Here is a 23,210-nt window from a genome sequence, read left to right as displayed (position 1 = left end):
TCCTGAGAAGAAATTTATGGATGAATCAGCCGCGCCAGATGAGATTGGGGCAAGGGCGCTCGGTCAGCTGTTTGCCGGTCAGCTTTTCAATCAGCATCAGACGCAGGGCAAAAGGCGAGCGTTTAAACAGGCACAGCAGCGATTTCAGCTCAAAAGCCGGTTTGCTTTGCTCAACCTGGAAGCATTTGCCACAGTCGAGGCAGTTTTTCATGGTGGTCATGTTCACCTCCCGAATGAATAACGACGTAACAGTAAGCACAAACCTGCGATAAACAGCAGGAAAAGGAGTAGCAGCAGATAGGGTGCGTTCATCGTTGCCTCCTAAATAAGCTATTCGCTTACATTACGAACAAAGATAGCACTGGCTATACTCTTTAGCCAACACTATTTAGGAAAAATTTGTGCTTATTTGTGCCTGGTTTACAATGAGCGCAGCCAGGCCCGCACCGCAGATAAAGTGCGGCAGATAATAATGAGGAAGCTGAATGAGTCGTCGTGCAAAGAGCGCCACCAATACGCCCCAGGGGCCGCTTAAAGATATAGAGGAGCATGTCGAAGGATTTCGCCAGGTGCGCGAAGCGCATCGACGTGAACTTATTGATGACTACGTAGAGTTAATCTCTGATTTGATTCGTGAATTTGGTGAAGCCCGCCAGGTCGATATGGCCGCGCGCCTCGGCGTTTCACAGCCCACCGTGGCAAAAATGTTGAAGCGTTTAGGCACCACCGGTCTGGTGGAACAGGTTCCTTATCGCGGTGTGTTTCTGACGCCTGAAGGTGAAAAGCTGGCTGAAGCGAGCCGCGTACGCCACCATATTGTTGAAACTTTCCTGCTGGCGTTGGGTGTCAGCCCGGAAACTGCCCGCCGGGATTCTGAAGGCCTGGAACATCACGTCAGTGATGAAACCCTCGCCGTCTTCCAGAAGTTTTACGAGAGCCGCTAACTTACAAGGTCTTCCGCCATCATGCCCATCGTGCTTCGTTCCTTAATGCGTGATCGTATTTTGCATTTGCTGTTGCTGTTGGGTGTGATTTTATTGCCGCAGGCAGAGTATCGTTGGTCGCAATTGCCTGCCGCCGTTGACTGGCACACTATCATGACGCTCACCGGGCTATTGATGCTAACCAAAGGGTTGGAAAACAGCGGTTATTTTGATGTGCTCGGCGCGCGTCTGGTGCAGCGCTTTCAACATGAGCGTACACTGGCACTGTTTATGGTGTGTGCCGCTGCGCTGCTTTCCACCTTTCTCACCAACGATGTGGCGCTGTTTATTCTGGTGCCGCTGACCCTGACGCTACGCAAATTCTCGCGTCTGCCGATTTCTCGTCTGATTATTTTTGAAGCGCTGGCGGTAAATGCCGGATCGCTGCTGACGCCGGTGGGTAATCCGCAAAACATTCTGTTATGGAGCCACGGCACGCTCAGCGTGCCGGGCTTTATCTTGCAAATGGCACCGTTAGTTGCCGTGTTGATGATCAGCCTGATGGCGCTCACCTGGTGGAGTTTTCCTAAACAAACCATCCAAAAGCACGCGCAAAGCGAAGCGCATCAATGGGAAAAACCATTATTTATCATCAGTGTGCTGCTGTATCTGATATTTATTGTGGCTTTAGAGCTGAAAATGACCGGATGGGCGCTGTTGTTGGTGGCAGGCTGCTTCCTGATTATGGCGCGCAGCGTATTGATCAGTATTGACTGGAGCTTGTTGCTGGTATTTGTCGCGATGTTCATCGATGTGTTTTTACTGATGCATCTTCCCCTGCTACAACCGCATTTCGCCGCGATAAGCCAGTTGAGTGAAGGCGGTTTATACTTGCTGGCGATAGGTCTTTCACAGGTGATCAGTAATGTGCCAGCCACCATCCTGTTGCTGCAAAAAGTGCCGCCTTCAGAGGTGCTCGCCTGGGCCGTCAACATTGGTGGATTTGGCTTGCTGCCGGGTTCATTGGCTAACCTGATTGCGCTGCGTATGGCGCAAGACAGCAAAGTCTGGTGGCGCTTTCACCTGTTTTCTTTACCCATGCTGGCGTGGTCGATGCTGTGTGGCTGGTTGCTGTTGCGCTGGCTACACTAAGCCTGCCATTTTGTTCTGCCCGATGAGCTGACGCGCTGATTATTCAGCGCGTTATCGCACTTAGTGGCAGAAAATGCGTTGATTGTTGGCTTGTGTAAAGTTGTACTGGCATTTGTCAATTTTCGATCTAAGGTTAAGTTGACCGTTTTTGCCCGTGGATCGGGATCACAGCCAGCGATGATAACCTATGAGTGATAACCACAATCAGCCGCCCGCACGCGAGCAGCAGGATGCGCAGCACGCTTCAGACTCCAGTCAAGACAACAACGAACCACAACGTAAACGCCCCGGCAAAAAGCCACTGGTCATTCTCGCCATCGTGGTGGTGATCATGCTGTTGGTGGGCCTGTGGTTCTGGTTTACCACGCGCAACATTGAATCCACGGATGATGCCTTTACCGAAGGTGATGCCGTGACCATCGCACCAAAAGCGGCCGGTTATGTGGTGAAACTGCTGGTGAAAGATAACCAGCGGGTGAAGCAGGGCGATTTGCTGGTGGAGATCGACCCACGCGATACCAGTGCCCAACGCGATCAGGCTAAAGCCCAGCTTGGCCTGGCTCAGGCGCAACTGCATCAGGCGCAGGCACAGTTAGCGCTGTCACGCGTGCAGTATCCTGCGCAGCGCGATCAGGCGTTAGCCGATCAAGCCAAAGCGCAGGCCAATCTTTTAAATGCGCAGGCGGACTATCGTCGTCAGCGCGGCGTGGATCCGCGCGCGACGTCACAACGCAACATCGATACCGCAGCCGCGCAGCTGCGATCCGCTGAAGCACAACTGCAAAGCGCCAAAGCGCAGGTCGAAGTGGCTTCACAGGTGCAATTGCAGATTCGTCAGCAGGAAACCAACGTAGAAGCGCGTCAGCAGCAGGTTGAGCAGGCGCAGGCTCAGCTCAATACCGCCGAACTGAATCTCTCTTATACCCAAGTGCGCGCCCCCTACGATGGCTTTGTCACCAAGCGCAACGTGCAGGTCGGTACGCTGGTACAGGCTGGCACGGCACTGTTTTCACTGGTGTCGCCGGATATCTGGATCAATGCCAACTTCAAAGAGTCCCAACTGGCGCGGATGAATCCCGGCGACAAAGTGGATATCAGTATCGACGCCTGGCCAGATATGAAGCTGGAAGGGCACGTTGATAGCGTGCAGATGGGGTCCGGCTCGCGTTTCTCCACCTTCCCGGCTGAAAACGCCACCGGTAACTACGTGAAAATTGTGCAGCGCGTGCCGGTGAAAATCGTCATCGATAAAGGATTGGATCCGAATCATCCGCTGCCACTGGGCCTGTCGGTTGAGCCGAAGGTCACCGTAGAATGAGTGCGAGCGAAAGCTGGCGTCCGGCCAGCAATCCCTGGCTGGTCGCCATCACGGTGACGCTGGCGGTGTTTATGGAGATCCTCGACACCACCATCGTTAACGTGGCGCTACCGCACATTGCCGGCTCACTCTCTTCCAGTTACGACGAATCCACCTGGGTGCTGACTTCCTATCTGGTGGCTAACGGCATTGTGTTGCCCATTTCCGCCTTCTTTAGCCGCTTGTTTGGGCGTAAACAGTTCTTCCTGATCTGTATTGTCATGTTCACCATCTGCTCGTTCCTGTGCGGTATCGCCACTGAGCTATGGCAAATCATTCTGTTCCGCGTGTTGCAGGGCTTTTTCGGCGGCGGTTTGCAGCCGGTGCAGCAATCGGTGCTCCTCGATTACTTTAAAGCGGAAGATCGTGGCAAAGCTTTTGGTCTCTCCTCGATTGCGATTATCGTCGCGCCAGTGATCGGCCCAACACTCGGCGGCTGGATCACCGATAACTACAGCTGGCGCTGGGTGTTCTTCATTAACATCCCGGTCGGAATATTAACGGTGCTGGCTATCTATCAACTGCTGGAAGATCCACCGTGGGAGCGTAAATGGGCGAAGGGCAAGCTGAAGATCGATTACATCGGTATCAGCTTGATCACTCTTGGACTCGGCTGTTTGCAGGTGTTCCTTGACCGTGGTGAAGATGAAGACTGGTTCGCCTCGCACTTTATTCGCCTGTTTTGCATGCTGGCGGTGATCGGCATTGTCGGCGCCGTCTACTGGCTGCTGTATGCACGTAAACCAGTGGTAGATATCACGGTCATGAAAGATCGTAACTTCTGGGTGGCCGGTTTGCTGATGGCAGGCATGGCGATGATTCTGTACGGCAGTTCGGTAGTACTTCCACAACTGGCGCAGCAGGATCTGGGCTATACCGCGACCTGGTCGGGGCTGGTACTCTCGCCCGGTGCGATATTGATCGTCCTGACCATTCCGCTGGTGCTGAAGTTGATGCCGATTGTGCAAACACGCTACATCATTGCTTTCGGTTTTAGCTGTCTCGCCAGCGCCTTCTTCTATTCCACGACCTTGACGCCGAACGTTGATTTTACCACCCTGGTATTAATGCGCAGTGCGCAATCGATAGGGCTGGGTTTCCTGTTTGTACCGCTGACGACCATTGCTTTTATTACGGTGCCGCAACGGCTCAATGCGGATGCATCGGCATTGTTTACCATGTTCCGTAATGTGGCGGGATCGATCGGTATTTCACTGGCAACGGCGGGGATCACTGAGCGTATGCAGGCGCGGTCGGCGAGTATGGTGCATAACATGACGCCGCTCAACGAGCCGTTCAATCTCACTTTGCAGCATTGGGCGCAGTCGATTCGCGACTTTACGTCTGCGGTGGGCGATCCCCTGACGCTGGCGACCGGTCAGCTGTACAAAGAGATGATTGCACAGGCACGAATCCTGGCGTACATCGACGTATTTATGGGCCTGAGTATTGTGGCCTTGCTGTTGATTCCATTTTGTTGGTTGCTTTCGCCGATCAAGAGCGAAGGCAGTGCAGGAGCACACTAAGATGATCACCTCTCCGCGCTTGAGTTTGCTGGCGCTGTCTCTGCTTCTGGCGGGTTGCGCTGTGGGCCCTGATTATCAGCCACCCCATGCGCAGACGCCGGGCAGCTATCGCGATTTGCCGTCGCAGGAAGCCTCAAAACCGCAATCGGCGGCCACCAACCCGCTGTGGTGGAAAAGCTTTAATGATCCACAACTGGATAGCCTGATTGAACGCGCCATTGCCGGTAACTTATCCCTGCAGCAGTCGGTGTTGCGCATTGCTGGCGCGCGTGAGCAACTGGCGCAGGCGCGCGGCGGGCTTTTTCCGTCACTCAATGGCTCGGCTAAAGTCACACGTCAGCAGTTGGGCCTAAAAGGCATACTGAAATCCAACGGGGTTTACGATCAGGTGGACAGTGACGTCGCCAATCAACTGAACGGCCTCGATCATTCTGTCACCCTTTATCAAGGCAGCTTTGACGCCAGCTGGGAGCTTGATCTGTGGGGCAAAGTGCGCCGTCAGATGGAAGCCGCAGATGCGCAGCAGCAGGCTGCCATCGAACAACGCAATGATGCGCTGGTGTCACTCGAAGCAGAAGTGGCACGTGCCTATCTGCAATTGCGCGGCGCGCAAGCGGTACTCAATACTCTGCAGCAGCAAATCGATGTGGCGCAGCAAACCTGGGAACTGACGCAAAGCCAGCAGCGTAACGGCATGGCGCCGCTCACCGATGTGGAAAATGCGCGCGCACAACTTGCCTCGCTGAACGCGCAATTGCCGGGCTATCAGTCGCAGGAACGTCAGGCCATGAATGGTTTAGCGGTATTGCTGGGCAAAACGCCGGGCGCACTGGATAACGAGCTGATGAGCAGTAAAGCGTTACCGCCGTTGCCGAAAATGGTGGCGGTGGGGATTCCATCCACGTTGGCGCGACGACGTCCGGATATTCGCCAGGCGGAAGCCAATCTGCATGCGCAGACTGCCAACATTGGCGTGTCGGTGGCGGATCTGTTCCCCAGCCTGTCACTGACGGGTCAACTCGGGGTGCGCAACACCGATGCCAGCTATCTGGATGACTGGAGCAGCCATTTCTACAGTATCGGGCCCTCGCTCTCCATTCCGATTTTTCAGGGCGGGCGTTTGGTCTCCAGCGTGAAACTGGCACGCGCGCAGCAGGCCAATGCAGCGCTTGAATATCGTCAGACGGTGCTGACTGCCTTGCAGGATGTCGAGAATGCCCTGGTCAGTTATCGCGCCGATCAGCAGCAGGTGGCAGCTCTGGATGAAACCACTGGCGCATTGCAGAGAGCATTTGATCTCGCCAGTGATAGCTACAAGCAGGGGATTTCCAGCTTCCTGGATGTGTTGGACGCACAGCGTCAGTTAGCGCAGGCAGAAGCACAATCGACACAGGCACGAATGCAGAGTGCACTGGATTTAGTCGCGTTGTACAAAGCGCTGGGCGGCGGCTGGGAACCTTATCAAAACGTTAATCTGCCGGAATATTCTGTGTTTGGCCCTGCCACCACGGTGCCTTAGTCGTAAAAGGGGGCAGTCTGCGGGTTGCCCCAGCATCAGGCATCACAATTCGCCCATTTTGAAACGAAAGTTTTCATTTTGGACTAAATGCAAATTCCCCTCTGATCACTCTTCACCGATTTACACGCAGTAAAGCCCCTTTTTGTGATCTGCTCCGCATGTAAATGCGGGGTTTATGATCTGTAGCGCAAAATTTAAATTTCATAATTATTCCTGTTGGTTGAAATAAACTATTTTTAAATCTTCTCTTACTGTTAAGGAGTGGATTATGCCGCGGGAAAACTACCTTACCCCCAACAAAGCATCAGGGCCGAACAGCAGCACGCGCACTGAACCCTTTGTGAAGGTGATAGCAATGATTGCCACCTTAGGGGGGTTGCTGTTCGGCTATGACACCGGTGTGATTTCTGGCGCACTGTTATTTATGGGCAACGATCTCCATCTGACACCCTTTACCACGGGGTTGGTCACCAGCAGCCTGCTGTTTGGCGCGGCTTTTGGTGCCCTGGCATCAGGCCACTTTGCCGCCGCGGCCGGGCGGAGAAAAATCATTCTGGTGCTGGCGGTGATTTTCGCTATTGGCGCAATCGGCACCGCGTTAGCACCTGACGTTGAATGGATGATTTTCTTCCGCCTGGTATTGGGTGTGGCGGTGGGGGGCGCGTCAGCGACAGTCCCGGTGTACATCGCGGAGATGGCGCCCGCCAACAAACGTGGCCAGTTAGTGACCATGCAAGAACTGATGATCGTCTCCGGGCAGATGTTGGCTTACATCTCCAACGCCGGTTTTAACGCGGTATGGGGCGGTGATACCACCTGGCGTTGGATGCTGGCGGTAGCGACGGTGCCTGCCGTGCTGCTGTGGTTCGGCATGCTGTTTATGCCCGACTCACCGCGTTGGTATGCGATGAAAGGGCGGTTAGCAGAAGCGCGTCAGGTGCTGGAACGCACGCGAGCTAAACAAGATGTTGAGTGGGAACTCACGGAAATAGAAGAAACCTTAGCTGAAGAACAACATGAAACGCGCCCACGCCTGCGTGAACTTCGTCAACCCTGGCTGTTTAAATTATTTTTGATTGGCGTGGGTATTGCGGTCATACAGCAGTTAACCGGGGTGAATACCATCATGTATTACGCTCCGACCATGTTAAAAGCCGTGGGCATGAGCGATAGCGCAGCATTAATTGCCACCATCGCCAATGGCGTTATTTCAGTATTAATGACTTTCGTCGGTATCTGGCTGCTGGGGCGCATTGGGCGCCGTACCATGACGATGTTAGGACAGTTTGGCTGTACCGCCTGTCTGGTATTTATTGGTGCCGTCAGTTATTTCATGCCGGAGACGGTAAATGGTCAACCTGATGTTCTGCGCAGTTATATAGTGTTGCTGGGAATGCTGATGTTTTTGAGCTTCCAGCAAGGTGCACTCTCACCCGTGACCTGGTTGCTATTGTCTGAAATTTTCCCTACACGTCTGCGTGGGATATTTATGGGCGGCGCCGTGTTTGCAATGTGGATCGCTAATTTCCTTATCTCGCTGATGTTCCCAATCCTGTTGGCATCGGTGGGTTTATCGGGAGCGTTCTTTATTTTTGCGCTAATCGGAATAGGGGGAGCCATTTTTGTGGTTCGCTTTGTACCGGAAACACGAAATCGTTCACTGGAACAGATCGAGCATTATTTGCACGACTGGCTGTCAAATGAAGAACCGCAACCGCAGTTGACGCACGCTGTGAAGAAAAGCTCGTAACCTGAGGTGACGTTTTTATGAGGGTAAAAGCCGGTGCATGCACTGGCTTTTTATCGATAAGTGGGGATAAAAATGCGATTGTGGTCTCAACTGTCAGAATAGAATAATCACCTGTGAAAATAGATTTTCGGCCATAACATTAATCTTCATTAATCTGCTAACACACATCAGCCAGGCAAGGCATTAACCGCTAAATGCTTGTTTATCAGCCGGGAATAACCTCTGAAATCGGTACCAGTTCCAGTCGGTGGTACTAAAGTGCTGTTGTTAATTCACCGTTAATTAAAGCTTCTCGCTGGGGATATCGCTCAAATTGTGAATACGTTAATCAGTTAGGAATTATCCGTCCGCATAAATTAATTTATTTTTTTATTTGAATTGGGTAATCTTGCCACTACAGTTTATTTAAACCCCCCTTAAGCAAGGACCTTGTGATGAGTGACGCATTTAAAGTTCTGAACAACATTCGCACATTACGTGCGCAGGCTCGTGAACTGCCATTGACCGATCTGGAAGAGATTCTGGAGAAATTAACCGTGGTGGTGACTGAGCGCCGCGACGAAGTTCATGCAGAAGAAGCGCAGAATCGCGAGAAAGAAGAAAAGCTGTCTAAATACCGCGAAATGCTGCTGGCTGACGGTATTGACCCGAACGAATTGCTGGGTGCGCTGGAAACCGGTAAAAAACGCGCGAAGCGTGCACCGCGTCCGGCTAAATATTCTTACACCGATGAGAACGGTGAAGAGAAATCATGGACCGGCCAGGGCCGTACCCCAGCAGCGATTAAGAAAGCGCTGGACTCTGGTAAAAGCCTGGACAGCTTCCTGATCAAATAATCGACACAATCCTTGTAAGCGGGAGCCGAAGACCACGTTGTCTTCGGCTTTTTTATTTCTCTATTTGCAACAACGCGTTTAGCGCCTTCGCTCGCTGCCTGCAGGCGCAGAGGTGGCGTCCCGGTGCTGCTTTCTGGCATAATGCCCGCTGTTTTTTCCTCCACTGCGTAACAAAGGTCAATGCCGTGTTAGTTTCCAGCAATATTACTATGCAGTTCGGCAGTAAGCCGCTGTTTGAGAATATCTCCGTTAAGTTTGGCGGCGGTAATCGTTACGGTTTAATCGGTGCGAACGGCAGCGGTAAATCGACCTTCATGAAAATACTGGGCGGCGACCTGGTACCGACCAACGGTAATGTTTCACTCGACCCTAACGAGCGTATCGGTAAGTTACGTCAGGACCAGTTTGCCTTTGAGCAATTCAGCGTGCTGGATACGGTGATTATGGGTCACGCCGAATTATGGGCGGTGAAGGAAGAGCGCGACCGTATTTATGCTTTGCCAGAAATGAGCGAAGAGGAAGGCTATAAAGTTGCCGACCTGGAAGTTGAATACGGCGAAATGGATGGTTACAGCGCGGAATCTCGTGCCGGTGAATTATTGCTGGGCGTGGGCATTCCGGTGGAACAGCATTACGGTCCGATGAGCGAAATCGCACCAGGTTGGAAATTGCGTGTGCTGTTGGCGCAGGCATTATTCTCAAACCCGGATATTTTGCTACTCGATGAACCGACGAACAACCTGGATATTGATACCATTCGTTGGCTGGAGCAGGTGCTAAACGAACGTAACAGTACCATGATTATCATTTCGCATGACCGTCACTTCCTGAATATGGTGTGTACGCACATGGCGGATCTGGATTACGGCGAACTGCGCGTGTATCCAGGAAATTATGACGAATATATGACCGCGGCGACGCAAGCGCGTGAACGTTTAATTTCTGATAACGCGAAGAAGAAAGCGCAAATTGCAGACCTGCAATCATTCGTTAGCCGTTTTAGTGCCAACGCCTCTAAATCGCGTCAGGCGACTTCGCGTGCCAAGCAGATTGATAAAATTAAGCTGGATGAAGTGAAAGCTTCCAGTCGTCAGAACCCTTATATCCGTTTTGATCAGGATAAGAAGCTGTTCCGTAATGCGCTGGAAGTTGAGGCACTGACGAAAGGATTCGATAACGGACCGCTGTTCAGCAAGCTTAATCTGATGGTTGAAGTTGGCGAGAAAGTGGCCATTCTCGGTGCCAACGGTATCGGTAAAACCACGTTGCTGAAAACATTGGTCGGCGAATTAACGCCTGACAGCGGCACTGTGAAATGGTCCGAGAATGCGCTGATTGGTTATTATGCGCAGGATCACGCAGAAGATTTCGCCGATGACCTGAGTGTTTTCGACTGGATGAGTCAGTGGAAGCAGGAAGGTGACGACGAGCAAGCGGTGCGCAGTATTCTGGGCCGTCTGCTGTTTGGTCATGATGAAATCAAGAAGCCTGCTAAAGTGCTCTCTGGTGGTGAGAAAGGCCGCATGCTGTTTGGCAAGCTGATGATGCAGAAGCCGAACATCTTGATCATGGATGAACCGACCAACCATCTCGATATGGAATCGATTGAATCGCTTAACCTGGCACTTGAAGGTTACGAAGGCACGCTGATTTTCGTTTCGCATGACCGTGAGTTTGTCAGTTCACTGGCAACCCGCGTGATGGAGATGAAGGGTGATCGCATTATCGACTTTACCGGCAACTACGAAGATTATCTGCGTAGTCAGGGTATTGTTTAATTATAAATGATTGAATGACAGTAATAACGGCGCGGAGGATCGCGCCGTTATTATTTTCGGGAAATCATGGTTTCCCGCACACTTCGCAATGCCTGTCCTGCATCACCTTCATGCTACGAAATTCTGCACTCATCGCATCGTAGATCAACAGGCGTGCACGTGCTGGTTGCCCCAACGCGGTCAGCACTTTTATGGCCTCTAAAGCTTGCATCGCACCAATGACACCGACCAACGGCGCCAGCACGCCGGCTTCCACGCAGCTTAATGTCTGATCGCCAAACAAGCGGCTAATGCAGCGATAACAGGGTTCCCCCGGCTGCCAGGTAAACACGCTGAGCTGGCCTTCCATACGAATGGCCGCCCCTGAAATCAGCGGCACCTTGTGCTGGTAACACAAACGATTGATCTGCTCACGCGCATCAACGTTATCCGTGCAATCGAGCACCGCATCATGGCGCGCGATCAGGGCACTGAGTTGAGCATCATCCAGCTGTGCATCAATCGGTTCGAGCTGGCAATGCGGGTTAATCGCCGCCAGCCGTTGACGCGCAGATTCCACCTTGGGCTGGCCGAGGGTGGCATCGCTGTGAAGAATCTGGCGCTGCAGATTGCTTAAGCTGACGCTGTCGAAATCCAGCAAGGTAAGATGGCCCACACCGGCCGAAGCCAGATAGGGCGCAGCGGCACAGCCAAGCCCGCCGAGACCCACAATCAGTACCCGCGACGCTTTGAGCTTCTCCTGACCGTCAAAATCAAAATCCCGCAGCACGATCTGACGGTTGTAACGCAGCATCTCCTCATCGCTCAGTTCGACGCTCATTAGCCCTCCAGCAGGCTATTGAAAACTTCAACCTCAACCCATTCGCCAGGTTCCACATCCGCACGATCGCGATCCAGCACAATAAAACAGTCGGCAAGAGCGAAAGAGCTAAACACGTGCGAACCCTGGGCACCGGTGCTGCGCACTTCCAGCACGCCATCTTCACCACGATTGAGAATGCCGCGCTGGAAGTCGAGGCGTCCAGGCGATTTCTTCAAACGCTGAGTGGCACGAGCGCGTTGACGTAGCGGCATAATGCGCGTGGTCTGCCCGGTGAGGGTGGCCAGTAACGGCTGCACCAGCTGATAGAAGGTCACGGCGGCAGACACCGGATTGCCGGGCAGCCCGCAGAACCAGCTGTTGGCTAAGCGGCCAAAGGCGAACGGTTTGCCCGGCTTCATCGCCAGCTTCCAGAAGGTAATCACGCCTAACTCTTCCAGCATCGCTTTAGTGAAATCCGCTTCGCCGACGGAGACGCCACCGGTGCTGATCACGACATCCGCCTGACGATCGGCTTCGCTGAATGCCTTGCGCAGCGCCTCGGGATCGTCCGCAATCACGCCCAAATCGATCACTTCGCAGCCCAGTTTGTTAAGCATCAGCGATACGGTGAAGCGGTTCGTGTCGTAGATTTGACCGTCAGCCAAGGGCTGGCCCACCGCCTGCAATTCATCGCCGGTAGAGAAAATCGCCACGCGCAGTTTGCGCAGCACGCTCACTTCGGCAATCCCCAGTGAAGCCAGCAGCGGCAACTCGGCGGCTCCGAGGCGAACACCCGCCTCCAGCACCTGTTTGCCCGCCTGAATATCTTCGCCGATGCGACGAATGTTTTGGCCGTCGCGCACTTCAGCGGTGATGACGATACCGTCCGCACGCTGTTCGGTTTGCTCCTGCATCACCACGGCATCGCAGCCTGCTGGAATCGGCGCACCGGTCATAATACGAATCACGCTGCCAGCGGGCCAATCGCCGTTGAACGGCGCGCCGGCAAAAGCTTTGCCTGCGACCGGAAATTCGCGGTCCGGCACGATCTCGCTGAGACGTACGGCATAACCATCCATCGCGGAGTTATCAAACGGCGGCACATCCAGTGGAGACGTCACCGGTTTGGCGGTGATGCGACCTGCAGCCTCATACAGCGAGACGCTGAGGCAATCGCTAATGGGCGTGAGCTGTTGCAGCATTTTTTGCTGCGCGTCTTCGAGGGAGATTAATCCTGCGGTGAAAGGTTCCATGTCAGTCTCTGCGTGATGAATTTCAGTTGCTGCCTATTATGGTGACATTTGTCTGCCGAGTCACATGTGACTAAAAAAGCATAATCCACAATAAAAGGTTATGACCGGAGATACACTTTCTGCTTTACAAGCCGGGAGTGCCTTTCTATAGTCGAAAATTGCCTAAAAAAGATGAAAACCATTCTAAATCAGTGTTTTTGGTTCTGATTTCCTGACAGGGTACCGGTTATGGCTAAAGCAGTTATCGCAATTCACGGCGGTGCGGGCGCAATCACGCGTGCCGCTATGAGCGCCGAAAAAGAGCAGCAATATCGTCAGCAATTGCACGCAATCGTTACCGCAGGGCAGCAGATTCTGGCCACGGGCGGCAGCGCGCTGGATGCGGTGACCGAGGCGGTGCGGCTGCTGGAAGAGTGCCCACTGTTTAACGCAGGCAAAGGCGCGGTGTTTACCCATCAAGGCACTCACGAACTGGATGCCAGCATTATGGATGGCCGCACTCTGGATGTCGGTGCGGTGGCGGGCGTGAATCACATTCGTAACCCGATTCTGGCGGCGCGTAAAGTGATGGAAAACAGCCCGCACGTGCTGTTTATCGGTGCGGGAGCAGAAGCCTTTGCCGCAGAACAGGGGTTGGAACAGGTTGCGCCGGATTTCTTCTCCACGCCTGAACGCTGGGAACAGCTACAGCGTGCGCTGAGCAGCCAGCAGATGGTGCTCGATCATGACGGCGCTGCGCAAAGCCACAGCGACGATCCGCTCGACCCCGATCGCAAATTCGGTACCGTGGGTGCGGTGGCGCTCGATCTTCAGGGTAATCTGGCCGCTGCGACCTCAACCGGCGGTATGACCAACAAGCAGGTCGGCCGCGTGGGCGATTCGCCGCTCGTCGGCGCGGGCTGCTACGCTAATAATGAGACCGTGGCGGTTTCCTGCACCGGCACCGGTGAAGTGTTTATTCGTACTCTGGCAGCGTATGACGTTTCTGCACAGATGGAGTACGGCGGCCGTAGCCTGCAGCAAGCCACTGCCAACGTGATTCATGACAAAGTCCAGGAGCTGGAAGGCAGCGGTGGGCTGATTGCCGTCGACAGGCACGGCAATGTGGTGCTGCCCTTTAACAGTGAAGGGATGTATCGGGGATTCGCCTACGTCGGTGGCGAAGTCGAGGTAGCGATTTACCGCGATAGCTAAGGAGCAGGCATGACGCAGCAGCATCAGCAGTTTGCACCCGAGCAGGTTTTGGCGGTGCGTGACCTCAACGTACGGTTTGAGCATGAAGGGCGAATCACCGAAGCGGTGCGTAACCTGTCACTGGATTTGCATCGTGGGGAAACGCTGGCACTGGTGGGCGAATCCGGTTCGGGCAAATCGGTCACCTCGCTGGCGCTGATGCGCTTGATTCAGCAGGCGGGCGGCGATGTCAGTGGCGAGATCCAACTGCGTCGACGTAACGGCGAGGTGCTGGATGTGATGCGCGCTACCACCAGCCAGATGCGCAAAGTGCGCGGTGCCGATATGGCGATGATTTTCCAGGAGCCGATGACCTCGCTTAACCCGGTGTTTACCGTGGGCGAGCAGATCGCCGAATCCATCCGTTTACATCAGGGCAAAAGCCACCAACAAGCGCAGGCCGAAGCACGGCGCATGCTGGATCTGGTGCGCATACCTGAAGCCCACAATGTGTTATCGCGCTTTCCGCATCAACTCTCCGGCGGCATGCGTCAACGCGTGATGATTGCCATGGCGCTGTCATGCAAACCTGCTTTGTTGATTGCCGATGAGCCTACTACCGCGCTGGACGTGACCATCCAGGCGCAAATTCTGCAGCTGATCCGCGTGCTGCAAAAAGAGATGCAGATGGGGGTGATTTTTATCACTCACGATATGGGCGTGGTGGCGGAGATGGCCGATCGCGTACAGGTGATGTATCGCGGCGATGTGGTTGAGCGTGCGCCGGTGCAGAAGCTGTTTGATGCGCCGCAACAGCCTTACACCCGCGCCTTGCTGGCGGCCGTGCCGAAGTTGGGAGCGATGAGCGGCCAGCCGCTGCCCGCTAAATTCCCCTTACTGCACACCAATGGCCGTGAAGAGATTGCCAAACCGCAGGATACGGTGCGCAGCGATGAACCGCCGATTTTGCAGGTACGCGACCTGGTGACGCGCTTTGATATTCGTGGTGGGTTATTGAATCGCGTGAAACGCCGTGTGCATGCGGTGGAGAAGGTCAGCTTTGATCTGCATGCTGGCGAGACGCTGGCGCTGGTCGGCGAATCCGGCTGCGGAAAATCCACTACCGGTCGATCGCTGCTGCGCCTGGTCGCCAGCCAGGGCGGCACGATTACTTTTAATGGTCAGCGTATTGATGCGTTGCAGGGCAACGCGCTGGCTTCGCTGCGCCGCGATATTCAGTTCATTTTTCAGGACCCTTACGCCTCCCTCGATCCGCGCCTGACGGTGGGTTTCTCGATTATGGAACCGCTGCTGGTGCACAAAACCATGGATCGGCGCCAGGCGGAGAAGCGTGTAGCCTGGCTGCTGGAGCGCGTCGGTTTGCTGCCGGAGCATGCGCAACGCTATCCGCACGAGTTCTCAGGCGGCCAGCGCCAGCGCATCTGCATCGCTCGCGCATTGGCCCTGAACCCTAAAGTGGTGATTGCCGATGAGTCAGTCTCGGCGCTGGATGTCTCGATTCAGGCGCAAATTATCAATCTGATGCTCGACTTGCAGCGCGAGTTTGGCATCGCCTTCTTATTTATTTCTCACGATATGGCGGTGGTAGAACGCATCAGCCATCGCGTGGCGGTGATGTATCTCGGACAGATTGTGGAAATGGGGCCGCGCCAGGCGGTGTTTGAGCAGCCGCGCCATCCTTACACGAAAAAACTGATGGCCGCGGTGCCGGTCGCCGATCCGGCGCACCGTCATCGCGAGCGGGCGTTAATGGTGGATGAAATCCCCAGCCCGATCCGCCCCTTGGGTGATGAGCCAGAAGTGGCACCGTTACTGGAAGTGGCACCGGGGCATTTTGTTGCCCGCCACGCCATTAGCGGTGCCTGAGCAGCAAGCAACCGCTTCATCCACGGATGTCGCGCATGACAGGGATTACAGGAGAACGATAACAATGCACCACATTATGCGAAAAGGGGTTATCACTGCCGGGTTGTTGAGTTCAGCGCTGGCGATGCCAGCGTGGGCAGCGAAGGACGCGGTGATTGCTGTGGCGTCAACCTTTACCACTATGGATCCGTACGACGCCAATGACACATTGTCGCAGTCGGTGGCCAAGGCGTTCTATCAGGGACTGTTCGGCTTCGACAAAGACATGAAGCTGCAAAACGTGTTGGCGGAAAGCTATCAGGCGAGCAGCGATGGCTTAACTTACACTATCAAACTGCGCTCGGGCGTGAAGTTCCAGGATGGCACCGATTTCAACGCGGAAGCGGTCAAGGCCAACATCGACCGTGCTAGCAACCCGGATAATCATCTCAAGCGTTACAACCTGTTCAAGTATGTGGCCAGCACCGAAGCGGTGGATCCGACCACGGTGAAGATTACGCTGAAGCAGCCGTTCTCGGCCTTCATCAACAATCTGGCGCACCCGGCGGCAGTGATGATTTCGCCCACCGCCCTGAAGAAATACGGTAAGGACATTGGCTTCCATCCGGTGGGTACCGGTCCGTATGAGTTCGTTACCTGGAATCAGACCGACTTCGTCAAAGTGAAGAAGTGGGATGGCTACTGGAAGAAAGGCTATCCGAAGCTGGACAGCATCACTTTCCGCCCGGTAGTAGACAACAACACCCGTGCGGCGATGTTGCAGACCGGCGAAGCGACCTTTGCATTCCCGGTACCGTTTGAGCAGGCTAAATTGCTGCAGGGCAACAGCAAACTCGACGTCGTCACCACGCCATCGATTATGCAGCGTTACATCAGCCTCAACGTGACGCAGAAGCCGTTTGATAATCCAAAAGTGCGTGAAGCGCTGGAATACGCCATTAACCGTGAGGCGCTGGTTAAAGTGGCGTTTGCTGGTTATGCCACGCCAGCCACCGGCATCGTGCCGCCGGCGATTGATTTTGCGCAGAAATATCCAGCGATTAAATATGACCCGGCCAAAGCACGTGAGCTGTTGAAAGAAGCAGGCTTCCCGAACGGTTTCGAAACCACCTTGTGGTCATCTCACAACCACAGCACCGCGCAAAAAGTGTTGCAGTTCACTCAGCAGCAGCTGGCGCAGGTCGGCGTGAAGGTGAAAGTCACCGCGATGGATGCCGGTCAGCGTGCCGCAGAAGTCGAGAGCAAAGGGCAGAATGAGAGCGGTGTGCGCATGTTCTACACTGGCTGGTCGGCTTCGACCGGTGAAGCAGATTGGGCACTGACGCCGCTGTTTGCCACCACCTCCTGGCCGCCAGCCATCTTTAACACGGCGTTCTACAGCAATCCGCAAGTGGATAAAGATCTGAGCGATGCACTGAAAACCACCGATCGTGAGCAGAAAGCCAAACTGTACAAAGACGCTCAGGATCGTATCTGGAACGACCATCCGTGGATTCCGCTGGTGGTTGAGCAGTTGCTCTCCGCGAACAATAAAAACCTCACCGGTTTTTATGTCATGCCCGACACCTCATTCAATTTTGATGAGGCGGATCTGAAGTAACAGGCGCGGCCAGCCTTGCGAGGCTGGCCGCTGCTGCGCAGGATTTTGCATGCTCAACTATTTTCTCAAACGACTACTGGGGTTGATCCCCACGCTGCTGATTGTCGCGGTGCTGGTGTTCTTGTTTGTCCACCTGCTGCCGGGCGATCCGGCGCGCCTGATTGCGGGTCCGGAAGCGGATGCCTCGGTGGTGGCGCTGGTGCGTCAGGAACTCGGTCTCGATCAGCCGCTGATCCAGCAATTCTGGCACTTTATTCTTAATGCGTTGCAGGGGGATTTTGGCCAGTCGATGGTGTCGAAACGCCCGGTCTCGGAAGAGATAGCCGCGCGCTTCTTCCCGACGCTGTGGCTGACCCTCACCAGCATGGTGTGGGCGGTGATTTTCGGTATGACCATCGGCATTACCTCCGCCGTCTGGCGCAACCGCTGGCCCGATCGCATCGGTATGACGCTGGCCGTGTCTGGCATCTCTTTTCCCGCTTTCGCCTTAGGCATGCTGCTGATGCAGGTGTTCTCTGTTGAGCTGGGTTGGCTGCCAACGGTCGGTGCCGACAGCTGGAAACACTATATTCTGCCGTCGATAACCCTGGGTGCAGCTGTGGCGGCGGTGATGGCACGCTTTACCCGCGCATCGTTTGTCGAGGTGATGCAGGAAGATTACATGCGCACCGCGCGCGCCAAAGGGGTACGTGAGTCGCTGGTGGTGGTGAAACACGGTCTGCGCAATGCGATGATTCCGGTGGTGACCATGATGGGTCTGCAGTTTGGTTTCCTGCTGGGCGGCTCGATTGTGGTGGAAGTGGTGTTCAACTGGCCAGGTTTAGGCCGTCTGTTGGTGGATTCGGTGGAGATGCGTGATTACCCGGTGATTCAGGCCGAGGTGCTGCTGTTCTCGCTGGAGTTTATTTTGATCAATTTGATTGTCGATATGTTGTATGCGGCGATCAACCCGGCCATCCGTTACAGGTAAGGAGTCGCACTTGAAGAACTGGCGACGCGCAGCGGCATTGAAAACCATGCCGATGATGACGGAAACCCGGGTACGTACGCCGTGGCGTGAATTCTGGCGCCGCTTTCGCCATCAACATGTGGCGATGATGGCGGGCTTATTTGTGCTGCTGTTAATTGTGGTGGCGTTTATCGCTCCGTTTATTGCCCCGTTTGATGCGGAAAACTATTTTGATTACGACCGGCTAAATGATGGGCCGTCGATGATGCACTGGTTTGGCGTGGATTCGCTAGGGCGTGACATTTTTAGTCGCGTGCTGGTCGGCACACGCATCTCACTGATTGCGGGTTTCTTCTCGGTGGCGATCGGTGCGCTGATTGGTACGCTGCTGGGGTTGCTGGCCGGTTATTACGAAGGCTGGTGGGATCGGATTACCATGCGTATCTGTGACGTGCTGTTTGCTTTCCCCGGTATTCTGCTGGCGATTGCGGTGGTGGCGATCATGGGCAGCGGTATGAGCAACGTGATTGTGGCGGTGGCGATTTTCAGTATCCCAGCATTTGCTCGCCTGGTACGTGGCAACACGCTGGTGCTGAAACACCAAACCTTTATTGAATCAGCCCGCAGCATCGGCGCGTCCGACTGGACGATTATTATGCGTCACATTCTGCCCGGTACGGTGTCGTCGATTGTGGTCTATTTCACCATGCGCATCGGGACATCGATCATCACGGCAGCGAGTTTATCTTTCCTGGGTTTGGGCGCTCAGCCACCCACGCCGGAATGGGGCGCGATGCTCAATGAAGCGCGTGCCGATATGGTGATTGCGCCGCATGTGGCGATCTTCCCGAGTCTGGCTATTTTCCTGACGGTGCTGGCGTTCAATCTGTTGGGTGATGGACTGCGGGATGCGTTGGATCCGAAGTTAAAGACCTGAAATATCAAATCGGTGCGCGTAAGTGCGCACCCTACGGAATCCCACTCGTACAAAGTGGGATTACTATTTATGCTCAAGCTATATGACTGCGTTTGAAACGGTAAGGTCGCCATTGATGGCGACCTGGTTTTTCCGTTAACTCAGAAAGTTTCCCAATTATCGTTGCTCTGCACACCGGTAGCCGGAAGGGCGCGTGGTGTGGTTGCGACAGGGGCTTTCACCGTGTTTGTCACCGGTGCCATCACTGCACGCGTCCCGGTTTTAAAGCGCGCCACCGCCGAAGACAGGCTGCTGGCCTGCTGCTCCAGCGAAGCCGAGGCGTTAGCGGATTCCTGCACCAGTGTGGCGTTCTGCTGCGTTACGCGATCCATCTCGTTCACTGCCACACCAATCTGATCGATGCCGCGACTCTGCTCGTCAGAGGCCGACGCAATTTCGCCCATGATATCGGTCACGCGCGTTACCGCGCTGACGATCTCCTGCATGGTATCGCCGGCGCTGCTCACCTGTTGTGAACCTAAATTAACGCGCTGCACGGAGCCCTCAATCAGTAGCTTAATCTCTTTCGCTGCCTGTGCACTGCGCTGCGCCAGGCTACGGACTTCACCCGCGACCACAGCAAAGCCACGACCTTGTTCACCGGCGCGAGCGGCCTCAACGGCAGCATTCAGCGCCAGAATATTGGTCTGGAAAGCAATGCCATCGATCACGCTGGTGATGTCGGCGATTTTCTTCGAACTGTCGGCGATGTCGCGCATGGTTTTCACCACGCCGTCCACCACATTCCCACCTTTGTCAGCGGTTTCCGATGCGGTTTTCGCCAGCTGGGTCGCCTGACGTGCGTTATCGGCATTCTGTTTAACGGTGGCGGTCAGCTCTTCCATGCTGGCAGCGGTCTCTTCCAGCGAGGCGGCCTGTTGTTCCGTGCGGGAGGAGAGATCGTTGTTACCGTTGGCGATCGCGCTGGCACTGCCGAAAATGGCATCGGCACTGTCGCGCACATTGTTGATCGTGCCCAGCAGTGCTTGCTGCATATGATTGAGGCTCGCGGCAATGGCGGCCATTTCACTGTGTCCTTCAATCTTCAAACTGGCGGAGAGGTCGCCATCGGCAAAGCGCTCCATCTGCTGCTGAACTTGCTTCATCGGCGCCAACAGGATGCGGCGAACCAGCAGCCAAACCACCAGCAGCAACAGCACCACAATCACTGCCATCACAGCAACCATCACCAGCATATGCTGATAAGTGCTATCGTTATCTGCAGCGCGTGTATTGATTAACTGAACGTTGTCACCGCGCCACTGCTTGTAAGCCGCTTCCAAATCATCCTGCGCTTGCTGTGCATCCAGCTCGCCATAAGCGGCGTAGTTGTTGGCTTTCAGAAAGGTCGCGGATTGATTCAGCAGTTGGTAATAGTTCGCGAATTTGCTTTCGATAAGCTCGGCGGCTGCCGCACTTTGCCCCGCAATCCGTGGGACACTTTTGTAGCGGTCAAAGTGCTGTTTCGCTTCATCAAGCGAGGCGCCCGCGGAAACCAGCAGCTTGCTGATGGCAGCGCGTGAAGCATCATCGGTCTGATTCTTCAGAATGCGAATCGCCACGCGGTTGATGATAACGCGCGTTTTCACCAGCGTTTGCCAGCTATCGGAGAACTCACGTTGTTGATGTGATAGCTGGTTACTGGCGGTGAAATTATGCTGGCCAGCGATCAGGGAAGATAAAAACAGCGAGCCGGAGATGGCCTGCATAGCGGTGAATACCAACAGCATCAATATGATGGCAGTCACAATTTTCATTTTCGTCAACATGATTTTCTCAGAGCAAAGTAGGCTAGTAGTGAAGTTATCGGTGTAAAAGCGCATTGCTTAAGAGCCGCAAAAAAATAATTGCAGTAAGTGATAATGTCGTGCAGGAGAAATGCAGTGAAACCCTTTGATTACGAACAAGACTTTAAGAATATCGATTTCCGACAGCGGCCAGACCTTTATCAGGTTGGGCGCGGTGAGCAGGGGGTATTAATGGTGGAGCCTTACAAGAGCGAAATTCTGCCGTTCTGGCGCTTCCGTACCGTGGAACTGGCTCAGGAATCTTCCGTTCAGATTATGCAATTGTTTGAGGACTATCGTGCACAGGACGACTTTGTCGGCATGGATATGGCGCGAAAATTTATTCAGATGGGCTATACCCGCGCGCGTCGCTACAGTAATCACAAAGGCGGACGCAAATATGATGCAGACGGTAACGAGCTACCTCGTACCACAGAAAAAGAAAAGGCCGCTGCGGCGGCCATCTTCAAATCATGCTGGGATCGGCTGAGATCGGACACCGATTATCTGGCGCGCAAACGTGCGCACCAGCAGCTGCACGGTTAAACGCGCGTACCCCATAAATCGTACTCATCGGCGTGTTCAACTTTGACACGCACCACATCACCGACTTTCACCTGACGATCGCCATTCAGATACACCGCACCGTCGATCTCAGGTGCATCGGCCATGCTGCGACCCACCGCGCCTTCTTCATCCACTTCATCGATGATCACCAACACTTCACGGCCGATTTTCTCCTGCAAACGTTCGCTGGAGATTTTCTGCTGCAATTGCATGAAGCGATCGAAACGCTCCTGCTTCACCTCTTCCGGCACCTGGTCCGGCAGTTGGTTGGCCGTCGCGCCTTCAACCGGGCTGTACTGGAAGCAGCCAACGCGATCCAGACGCGCTTCTTTCAGGAAGTCGAGCAGCATCTGGAAATCTTCTTCGGTTTCGCCGGGGAAGCCGACGATAAAGGTCGAACGCAGCGTCAGTTCCGGGCAAATTTCACGCCAGCGTTTGATGCGCTCCAGCGTACGTTCAACCGCACCAGGACGCTTCATCAGCTTCAGGATGCGCGGGCTGGCGTGCTGTAATGGGATGTCGAGGTACGGCAGGATTTTGCCTTCGGCCATCAGCGGAATCACGTCATCCACATGCGGATACGGGTAGACATAGTGCAGACGCACCCACACGCCGAGTTTCGCCAGCTGTTCGCACAGGCTGACCATGCTGGTTTTCACCGGGGATCCGTTCCAGAAACCGGTGCGGTGCTTCACATCCACGCCGTAAGCCGAGGTGTCTTGCGAGATCACCAGCAGCTCTTTCACGCCGGCTTCCACCAGACGTTTGGCTTCATCCAGCACCGAACCAATCGGACGGCTGTCGAGATCGCCACGCATGGACGGGATAATGCAGAAGGTGCAGCGATGGTTACAGCCTTCAGAAATTTTCAGGTAAGCGTAGTGGCGTGGCGTCAGCTTAACGCCTTGCTCGGGCACCAGGCTCAGGAACGGGTTGTGTTCCGGCTTTGGCACATAGGTGTGAACGTGCGACAGCACTTGCTCGTAGCTGTGCGGGCCGGTGATTTCCAGTACCTTAGGATGTACTTCGCGGATCTGATCCACTTTGGCACCCAGGCAACCGGTGACGATCACTTTGCCATTCTCGTTCAGCGCTTCACCGATCGCTTCCAGTGATTCCTGTACGGCGCTATCAATAAATCCACAGGTGTTAACGATGACGATCTCCGCATCATCGTAGCGTGGCACCACATCGTAGCCTTCAGTACGCAGTTCCGTCAGGATGCGTTCTGAGTCGACGAGGTTTTTTGGGCAGCCGAGTGAGACGAAGCCTACGCGCGGCGGATTTTTGACATGGCTCATAAGGATAATAATTCATCATAATTAGTGTGGATAGGCGGGGGATTGTACAGAGGTTGCGAGGGAAAATGTATAGG

19 protein-coding genes are annotated in these 23,210 nt (G+C 54.5%); 14 read left to right on the top strand and 5 right to left on the bottom strand.

Annotated elements, in window-relative coordinates; genetic code table 11:
• Window positions 1–25: 25 nt before the first annotated feature.
• On the bottom strand, window positions 26–220 hold the full coding sequence (locus QMZ65_RS18720; protein WP_045814029.1) for a hypothetical protein: 195 nt from the start codon (window positions 218–220) through the stop codon (window positions 26–28).
• 265 nt (window positions 221–485) lie between these two features.
• Between QMZ65_RS18720 and mntR the strand changes: the two genes are divergently transcribed.
• The 8 genes from mntR (at window position 486) to QMZ65_RS18680 (ending at window position 10,841) form a co-directional block, all read left to right on the top strand.
• Window positions 486–944, top strand: a complete 459-nt coding sequence (gene mntR / locus QMZ65_RS18715) for a manganese-binding transcriptional regulator MntR (RefSeq protein WP_034820884.1) — start codon at window positions 486–488, stop codon at window positions 942–944.
• A 21-nt stretch (window positions 945–965) separates the two neighbouring features.
• Window positions 966–2,075, top strand: a complete 1,110-nt coding sequence (locus tag QMZ65_RS18710; protein WP_283216492.1) for an SLC13 family permease — start codon at window positions 966–968, stop codon at window positions 2,073–2,075.
• Window positions 2,076–2,262: 187 nt separating this feature from the next.
• Window positions 2,263–3,393: an HlyD family secretion protein gene (locus QMZ65_RS18705; RefSeq protein WP_058961954.1), complete on the top strand. Its 1,131-nt coding sequence runs from the start codon at window positions 2,263–2,265 to the stop codon at window positions 3,391–3,393.
• Window positions 3,390–4,958 carry a DHA2 family efflux MFS transporter permease subunit gene (locus tag QMZ65_RS18700; RefSeq protein WP_283216491.1) on the top strand — a complete coding sequence of 523 codons (1,569 nt, stop codon included), beginning with the start codon at window positions 3,390–3,392 and terminating at the stop codon, window positions 4,956–4,958. The genes QMZ65_RS18705 and QMZ65_RS18700 overlap by 4 nt, the downstream gene beginning before the upstream one ends.
• A gap of 1 nt (window position 4,959) precedes the next feature.
• Entirely contained in the window at window positions 4,960–6,477 is a 1,518-nt protein-coding gene (locus tag QMZ65_RS18695; RefSeq protein WP_283216490.1) for an efflux transporter outer membrane subunit, read from the top strand.
• Window positions 6,478–6,745: 268 nt separating this feature from the next.
• The gene (locus QMZ65_RS18690; protein WP_283216489.1) at window positions 6,746–8,227 is read left to right on the top strand and encodes a sugar porter family MFS transporter; all 1,482 of its coding nucleotides are present in this window, start codon (window positions 6,746–6,748) and stop codon (window positions 8,225–8,227) included.
• A gap of 434 nt (window positions 8,228–8,661) precedes the next feature.
• Window positions 8,662–9,063, top strand: coding sequence for an H-NS family histone-like protein (locus QMZ65_RS18685; RefSeq protein WP_034820857.1), 402 nt, complete (start codon window positions 8,662–8,664; stop codon window positions 9,061–9,063).
• A gap of 185 nt (window positions 9,064–9,248) precedes the next feature.
• The gene (locus QMZ65_RS18680; protein ID WP_097119365.1) at window positions 9,249–10,841 is read left to right on the top strand and encodes an ABC-F family ATPase; all 1,593 of its coding nucleotides are present in this window, start codon (window positions 9,249–9,251) and stop codon (window positions 10,839–10,841) included.
• A 64-nt stretch (window positions 10,842–10,905) separates the two neighbouring features.
• Here the strand turns inward: QMZ65_RS18680 and moeB are convergent, their stop codons facing one another.
• Both moeB and moeA read right to left on the bottom strand, forming a co-directional pair.
• Entirely contained in the window at window positions 10,906–11,661 is a 756-nt protein-coding gene (moeB, locus tag QMZ65_RS18675) for a molybdopterin-synthase adenylyltransferase MoeB (RefSeq protein ID WP_097119364.1), read from the bottom strand.
• Window positions 11,661–12,896, bottom strand: a complete 1,236-nt coding sequence (gene moeA, locus QMZ65_RS18670; protein ID WP_283216488.1) for a molybdopterin molybdotransferase MoeA — start codon at window positions 12,894–12,896, stop codon at window positions 11,661–11,663. The genes moeB and moeA overlap by 1 nt, the downstream gene beginning before the upstream one ends.
• Window positions 12,897–13,124: 228 nt before the next feature.
• Between moeA and QMZ65_RS18665 the strand changes: the two genes are divergently transcribed.
• The 5 genes from QMZ65_RS18665 to gsiD all read left to right on the top strand — a co-directional run bounded on the left by QMZ65_RS18665 (window position 13,125) and on the right by gsiD (window position 19,442).
• On the top strand, window positions 13,125–14,090 hold the full coding sequence (locus QMZ65_RS18665; protein ID WP_097119362.1) for an isoaspartyl peptidase/L-asparaginase family protein: 966 nt from the start codon (window positions 13,125–13,127) through the stop codon (window positions 14,088–14,090).
• Window positions 14,091–14,099: 9 nt separating this feature from the next.
• A complete protein-coding gene (gsiA, locus tag QMZ65_RS18660) occupies window positions 14,100–15,956 on the top strand; it encodes a glutathione ABC transporter ATP-binding protein GsiA (RefSeq protein ID WP_097119361.1) in 1,857 nt (618 codons plus the stop codon).
• Window positions 15,957–16,020: 64 nt separating this feature from the next.
• Window positions 16,021–17,556: a glutathione ABC transporter substrate-binding protein GsiB gene (gsiB, locus tag QMZ65_RS18655; RefSeq protein WP_200570683.1), complete on the top strand. Its 1,536-nt coding sequence runs from the start codon at window positions 16,021–16,023 to the stop codon at window positions 17,554–17,556.
• Window positions 17,557–17,605: 49 nt separating this feature from the next.
• A complete protein-coding gene (gene gsiC / locus QMZ65_RS18650; RefSeq protein WP_034820789.1) occupies window positions 17,606–18,526 on the top strand; it encodes a glutathione ABC transporter permease GsiC in 921 nt (306 codons plus the stop codon).
• 10 nt (window positions 18,527–18,536) lie between these two features.
• Window positions 18,537–19,442: a glutathione ABC transporter permease GsiD gene (gene gsiD / locus QMZ65_RS18645; protein ID WP_160832408.1), complete on the top strand. Its 906-nt coding sequence runs from the start codon at window positions 18,537–18,539 to the stop codon at window positions 19,440–19,442.
• Between the two features lie 140 nt (window positions 19,443–19,582).
• Here gsiD and QMZ65_RS18640 read toward each other — a convergent pair whose 3' ends face one another.
• Window positions 19,583–21,250 carry a methyl-accepting chemotaxis protein gene (locus QMZ65_RS18640; RefSeq protein ID WP_283216487.1) on the bottom strand — a complete coding sequence of 556 codons (1,668 nt, stop codon included), beginning with the start codon at window positions 21,248–21,250 and terminating at the stop codon, window positions 19,583–19,585.
• Between the two features lie 114 nt (window positions 21,251–21,364).
• Here QMZ65_RS18640 and QMZ65_RS18635 point away from each other — a divergent pair, with 114 nt between their 5' ends.
• Window positions 21,365–21,814: a DUF4385 domain-containing protein gene (locus QMZ65_RS18635; protein WP_097119358.1), complete on the top strand. Its 450-nt coding sequence runs from the start codon at window positions 21,365–21,367 to the stop codon at window positions 21,812–21,814.
• On the opposite strand, the gene rimO is transcribed toward QMZ65_RS18635, so the two are convergent.
• Window positions 21,811–23,136 (bottom strand): 30S ribosomal protein S12 methylthiotransferase RimO, encoded by a 1,326-nt coding sequence (rimO, locus tag QMZ65_RS18630; protein ID WP_039336388.1) that lies wholly within the window; start codon window positions 23,134–23,136, stop codon window positions 21,811–21,813. The genes QMZ65_RS18635 and rimO overlap by 4 nt on opposite strands.
• Window positions 23,137–23,210 lie beyond the last annotated feature (74 nt).

It is taken from the genome of Pantoea sp. EABMAA-21 (assembly GCF_030053335.1).
In the GTDB taxonomy this organism is placed as follows: Bacteria; Pseudomonadota; Gammaproteobacteria; order Enterobacterales; family Enterobacteriaceae; genus Pantoea; species Pantoea communis.
This window is presented reverse-complemented; position numbering and strand designations above follow the sequence as displayed.

Coding starts and splice junctions, on each gene's coding strand:
- gsiC (WP_034820789.1), top strand. CDS start 17,606: ATGCTCAACTATTTTCTCAAACGACTACTGGGGTTGATCCCCACGCTG.
- mntR (WP_034820884.1), top strand. CDS start 486: ATGAGTCGTCGTGCAAAGAGCGCCACCAATACGCCCCAGGGGCCGCTT.
- QMZ65_RS18665 (WP_097119362.1), top strand. CDS start 13,125: ATGGCTAAAGCAGTTATCGCAATTCACGGCGGTGCGGGCGCAATCACG.
- gsiA (WP_097119361.1), top strand. CDS start 14,100: ATGACGCAGCAGCATCAGCAGTTTGCACCCGAGCAGGTTTTGGCGGTG.
- QMZ65_RS18690 (WP_283216489.1), top strand. CDS start 6,746: ATGCCGCGGGAAAACTACCTTACCCCCAACAAAGCATCAGGGCCGAAC.
- QMZ65_RS18685 (WP_034820857.1), top strand. CDS start 8,662: ATGAGTGACGCATTTAAAGTTCTGAACAACATTCGCACATTACGTGCG.
- rimO (WP_039336388.1), bottom strand. CDS start 23,136: ATGAGCCATGTCAAAAATCCGCCGCGCGTAGGCTTCGTCTCACTCGGC.
- QMZ65_RS18720 (WP_045814029.1), bottom strand. CDS start 220: ATGACCACCATGAAAAACTGCCTCGACTGTGGCAAATGCTTCCAGGTT.
- QMZ65_RS18710 (WP_283216492.1), top strand. CDS start 966: ATGCCCATCGTGCTTCGTTCCTTAATGCGTGATCGTATTTTGCATTTG.
- moeB (WP_097119364.1), bottom strand. CDS start 11,661: ATGAGCGTCGAACTGAGCGATGAGGAGATGCTGCGTTACAACCGTCAG.
- QMZ65_RS18705 (WP_058961954.1), top strand. CDS start 2,263: ATGAGTGATAACCACAATCAGCCGCCCGCACGCGAGCAGCAGGATGCG.
- QMZ65_RS18640 (WP_283216487.1), bottom strand. CDS start 21,250: ATGTTGACGAAAATGAAAATTGTGACTGCCATCATATTGATGCTGTTG.
- QMZ65_RS18695 (WP_283216490.1), top strand. CDS start 4,960: ATGATCACCTCTCCGCGCTTGAGTTTGCTGGCGCTGTCTCTGCTTCTG.
- QMZ65_RS18700 (WP_283216491.1), top strand. CDS start 3,390: ATGAGTGCGAGCGAAAGCTGGCGTCCGGCCAGCAATCCCTGGCTGGTC.
- moeA (WP_283216488.1), bottom strand. CDS start 12,896: ATGGAACCTTTCACCGCAGGATTAATCTCCCTCGAAGACGCGCAGCAA.
- gsiB (WP_200570683.1), top strand. CDS start 16,021: ATGCACCACATTATGCGAAAAGGGGTTATCACTGCCGGGTTGTTGAGT.